5 protein-coding genes and 1 riboswitch are annotated in these 5,274 nt (G+C 28.1%); of the genes, 4 read left to right on the top strand and 1 reads right to left on the bottom strand.

Annotated elements, in window-relative coordinates; translation table 4 throughout:
• Positions 1-35 precede the first annotated feature (35 nt).
• The gene (locus EHU54_RS04215) at positions 36-962 is read left to right on the top strand and encodes a deoxyribonuclease IV (protein WP_400249102.1); all 927 of its coding nucleotides are present in this window, start codon (positions 36-38) and stop codon (positions 960-962) included.
• A gap of 2 nt (positions 963-964) precedes the next feature.
• Entirely contained in the window at positions 965-1,438 is a 474-nt protein-coding gene (locus EHU54_RS04210; RefSeq protein WP_400249101.1) for a dual specificity protein phosphatase family protein, read from the top strand.
• A 204-nt stretch (positions 1,439-1,642) separates the two neighbouring features.
• Here the strand turns inward: EHU54_RS04210 and ispG are convergent, their stop codons facing one another.
• Positions 1,643-2,782, bottom strand: a complete 1,140-nt coding sequence (ispG, locus tag EHU54_RS04205) for a flavodoxin-dependent (E)-4-hydroxy-3-methylbut-2-enyl-diphosphate synthase (RefSeq protein ID WP_400249099.1) — start codon at positions 2,780-2,782, stop codon at positions 1,643-1,645.
• Between the two features lie 540 nt (positions 2,783-3,322).
• A riboswitch (purine riboswitch) is annotated at positions 3,323-3,422 on the top strand.
• Positions 3,423-3,506: 84 nt separating this feature from the next.
• On the opposite strand from ispG, the gene EHU54_RS04200 reads away from it, so the two are divergent.
• Together EHU54_RS04200 and EHU54_RS04195 are read left to right on the top strand one after the other, a co-directional pair.
• Positions 3,507-4,898, top strand: a complete 1,392-nt coding sequence (locus EHU54_RS04200; protein WP_400249098.1) for a BMP family ABC transporter substrate-binding protein — start codon at positions 3,507-3,509, stop codon at positions 4,896-4,898.
• A gap of 75 nt (positions 4,899-4,973) precedes the next feature.
• A complete protein-coding gene (locus tag EHU54_RS04195) occupies positions 4,974-5,231 on the top strand; it encodes a hypothetical protein (protein WP_400249096.1) in 258 nt (85 codons plus the stop codon).
• Positions 5,232-5,274: the final 43 nt, after the last annotated feature.

Genomic DNA, 5,274 nt, shown 5'->3' with positions numbered 1-5,274 from the left:
TATAAAATTAATTAGAAAAAAAGGGAGACCTTAAAATGAAAGATTATAATTTAATTATAGGAAGTCATGTTAGTATGAACAAGCAGCAAAATTATTTGCTTGGTGCTTTAAATGAAAGTTTAAATAATAATGCTAATGCAATGATGATTTATACAGGACCACCCCAAAATACTATTCGCGTTAGTACGGAGCAATTTTTTATTCCAGAATTTTATCAACAATTAAAAGAACAGCATTTTGATATCAATAATATTATTATTCATGCTCCTTATATTATTAATTTAGCAAACACAACTAATCCTAGTACTTTTGAAATAGCTGTTGAGTTTTTAAAAAAAGAAATTACTCGTGCTGATGAAATTGGAATTAAAACAATTGTTTTACATCCTGGAAGCGCAGTTGGTGCACCAGAACAAGTTGGATTAGATCGCATTATTGAAGGATTAAATTTAGTTTTAACACCTAATCAAAAAGCAAAAATTGCTTTAGAAACAATGACTGGTAAAGGAAGCGAATTAGGAACAAATTTTACACAACTAAAATATATTATTGATAATGTTAAATTAAATGATAAATTAGGAATCTGTTGAGATACTTGTCATATGCATGATGCTGGTTATCGCTTGACAGAAGCATTAGATGATATTATTATAGAATTTGAGCAATTAATTGGTTTAAACCGGTTATTATGTTTACATATTAATGACAGTAAAAATCCTTTAAATGCCCATAAAGATCGGCACGAAAACATTGGTTATGGTTACTTGGGGTTTGAAACCCTTTTAAAAATAATTTATCATCCTAAATTAGATGGGATGATTAAGATTTTAGAGACACCATATGTAGGAGAAAAGAATCATGCATTTGCTCCTTATAAGGATGAAATTGCGATGATTAAGGCAAAACATTTTACTGACCCATTTCAACAAAATGGTAAAATAAAAATAGATTTAGGAGAATAAAAATGTCCGCAAAGAAAATTATCGATAATTTGTATCTTGGTGATCGTCATAGTGTTCCACAAGATGCTGCGTTAGTAATTAGTTGTGCTGAAGAAATTTATCGCGAACAAATTCAAAAATATAATATTAAAAATGATAATCAAGAATATCTTTGAATTGATGACAAACATGTTTATTTTAATTTTAAGGATTATCCAACATTACAAGAATTAGATCGTAATATTGTAATTCAAGCATTAAAGATTATTGATAATAATATTAAAAATAAAAAAATTTATGTTCATTGTGTTTGAGGAATTAACCGTAGTGCATCAATTGTTTTTATGAATTTAGTAGCAAAAGGATACATTAATCATGATGACTTTGATAGTGCATTGGAGCAATTTGAACGAATTTATCCCTATATCAATCCAAATCCAGGCTGGTTTGATTTTTTGCTAAATGAGTTTCCATATAGTCACTTAATTTCGAATTAAAAAAACTAGGTAATTACCTAGTTTTTTAACGTTTATTTTTACAACACTCACATTTTTTATTAACACAATCTGTACAAGAAATACAAATTAAGCAAGAACGACAACCAACTTTTGGTTTACTACAAGTACGACACGAAAAACAATCATGATTTTTTGCGGGACAACACACATTCATATCATTCACCTCTATTTTCTTTCCAGTTTTTATTTTATCATAAAAGGTTTTATTATTGTTGAATGTTTTTTTTTTTTTTTTTGTTGTTGTTGTTTTTGTTGTTGTTGTTGTCATTCTTGATAATATTCATCAATTAATAGTTTTAATTCTGGAACAAGATCTTCTTGTTTACATGATTTATAAATTTTACCTTTTTTAAAAATAATTCCACCATTTTTACCACCAGCAATTCCTAAATCAGCTTGTTTAGCTTCTCCTGGACCATTAACAACACAACCTAAAATGGCAATTTTTAATGGAATTTTTAAATCTTTTGTATATTCTTCTAATTCTTTTACAACGGGGAAAAGGTCATATTCTAAACGACCACATGTTGGGCAAGCAATTACATCAACAATGTTATCATAAAGTCCTAATGAATTTAACATTCGTTTAGCAACTTCCACCTCTGCTATTGGATCAGTTGATAAACTAATTCGGATCGTATCACCAATACCATTAAAAAGAAGCGGTGACAAACCACTACATGATTTAATTGTTCCGGTATTATGACTACCAGCTTCAGTAATCCCTAGATGAAGGGGATAATTTCATTCTTGACTAGCTAATGTATAAGCTTCAATTGCCATTAATGGTTCGGTTGCTTTTAAAGATAAAATAATATCATAAAAACCAAGATGTTCTAAAATTTCAATATGACGACGAGCACTTTCAATCATTGCTTTAGGAGTTCAACCATATTTATTGACAAGATCTAATGGCAAACTACCAGAATTAACCCCAATTCGGATTGGAATCTTTTTTTCAAGACATTTTTCGACAACTTTTTTTGTATTTTCAATACTCCCAATGTTTCCTGGGTTAATTCTAATTTTACTAATACCAGCATCAGCAGCAATTAAAGCAAATTCATAATTAAAATGGATGTCTGCAACTAATGGACAAGGAGAACGTTCAACAATTGTTTTTAAAACAGCAGCATCATCTTTTCCTAAAACAGCAATTCGAACAATTTCACAACCTTCTTGATATAGTTGTTTGATTTGCGTTAAAGTAGCTTCAACATCGTGTGTTTTTGTATTAGTCATTGATTGAATAACAACTTTATTTTGTCCGCCAATTTGAACATTACCAACCATTACTTTTTGTGTATTATTTCGTTTATTCATTTTTTGCACGTCCTTATCTTTTTAATCTTTTTGGTATGTTATTGTAAATGGTGGGGGAAATTCTAAACACCAGTAGGGGATTAAAATTCCACTAATAAACAACCCAGTACTTTAATTTATTACAAAATTGTTACCTAAATCCTTTAAAATAATTTCAAAATAATCATACGACTAAATGCAAAGAAATACAAGACTAAAATTAGTTTTTCATTATTTACGCTGTTTTGTTTTAATTTTATTTCAATTTTGTTCTAAAATGTAAATTGTAGAATAAAGTACAACAAATTTAAAAAAATCTAAAAAGTTATTTAAATCTTATTGAATTTTATTTTTTGAACTATATAATAATAAATGTCTAGGGAAGTATAAGAATTGTACTTTTATTAAATTAATAATAAACAGCACAAGTTTAGCCCTATCAATATGACCATACTTTGTATTATATTATCTTATACTTCATGGATACCCTAAAAAACAATCTCACCCGGGTTGTTTTTTTATTTTAATTGCTTTTTGATAAAAAAGAAGTTATGATATAAGTATAAAAATAAATGATATACCTGTATATACTAGTAATATGGTCTAGTGTTTCTATGTCTTACCATTGGAAAAAGACGCTATAGGTTAATGCTTTTGCTTTTTAAACATTAACCACTCATTTTAATGAAAAACCAGGTTGATCTTTTTGTTTTTACAAACATTAAGTAAAAAAGGAGCAAAAAATATGAAACGAATTTTACAAAGTTTGATGATGATAAGTATCATTGGCACTTCAGTGAGCAGTGTTTTTGCTTGTGTAAAGAAGTATAATTTTGATAATAGTATTTGGGTTATTACTGATGGGGGAACTGTAAATGATCTTGCTTTTAATCAATCCGCATGAGAGGGAGCAAGTAAATATGTTTTTGCACAAAAAAATCAAATTGTTCCACCACAAAATTGAAAAAGTTCAAACTGACGAGCAAGTTACTTTGAATCAGTTAGTCAAACGCCTGGTGATTATAAAAATGCTTATATTACATCTTCAATTGCAGGAGCAAAAACACTAGTTTTACCTGGTTTCAACCATGGTAATACCATTGGTTGAGCAGCGGGTTTAGTTGATAATATTATTTATATTGATGGAAGTAGTCAGAACATTCATCTTAATATTGACCAGAAGACACCATTAGCAAAAAATATTATTGGAATTACTTATCAAGCTGAAGCTTCTGGTTTTTATGCGAGTTTAGCAACAAGCATTTATTTAAATGCGCACCAAAACGAATATAATGGACACTTAAAAGTTGGTAGTTATGGTGGGATGGATAATCCAGTTGCTGTTTCAAATTATATATGAGGTTTTTTAGTTGGAATTGATTTATTTAATACTATTATTAATTCTTCAGTAAATAGTAAATGAAATAATATAAAACATGATATATTAAACCAAGTCCAAAATATTAATCCAGAAATAACAACTTTACAATCAATTGTTAAAGTGCAAAATGTTTTAAAACAGAATGAATCATGATTTTCACAATCATTTCAAGCTGGTGATGGAAAAATTATTAGTGATGAATTATTAGCTCGTGGCGCTCGTATTATTTTTCCGGTTGCTGGTGCACAAGTTCAAGATACAATTAATCAAATTAAAGTCAATGCTAAGATAGTTGGTGTTGATACCGAACAATCTAAAATTTATGGCGAAAATTATGTTGTGACTAGTGCTTTAAAACAAATTGCCACTTCAACTTTTGATGCATTAAAAAATATTTATTCAGCACAATGTGGGTATGATGCACAAAATAATATATGAGATGAGACAAAACAAACAACTAATTGTTGAATTAATACTGACCAAACTTCTCTTGACCATCCAAGTTGAACAGGGATTGAAACAACAAAATGAGTTAAACAAGATTTAGTTGATTTTTTACATAATACAACTGGTGATCATCGCAAAGATACTTTGTTTGATAAGATAGTAAAAATATTACAATATGCTTACAAAAGTGGAATTGATAATCATGCCCCAATTTTCGCACAAAATTTTACAAATACTTTACAAAATACATATGAAACACAAACAAAATTAAAAACATATTTATTAGCAGCAATTGAAAAGGTGTTATAATTTTCTTAAGGCTTATTCATCAACTAAAAAATTATTGTAAGCAGTTATTTACAAATAAGAAAATAGAATAATAAGATGAAAATAATTAATAATTTAAATAAACATTTTTTTAATCCAACAACTGATGATTCTGATGATGAGAAAACATTTGAAGTTAGTGAACAAAATAAAAAAATCAAAAGTAATAATCAAGATATCACACAAAATAATGAACCTTTGAAAAATGATTTTTTAAAGGCATCGTGTAAGTGAAGTGCAACAAATCAACTCAGAAAGAGGTTAATTTTTTATTGAAAAGAAACATTATTTTATTTTGCGGTCCTTAGTAACTAAGTATGGAAAAGATAATAGACTTCTTGCATAACCTATTAAAATA

Origin of the sequence: Spiroplasma sp. ald (assembly GCF_044714355.1) — a bacterium.
Classification (GTDB): Bacteria; Bacillota_I; Bacilli_A; order Mycoplasmatales; family Mycoplasmataceae; genus Spiroplasma; species Spiroplasma phoeniceum.
This window is presented reverse-complemented; position numbering and strand designations above follow the sequence as displayed.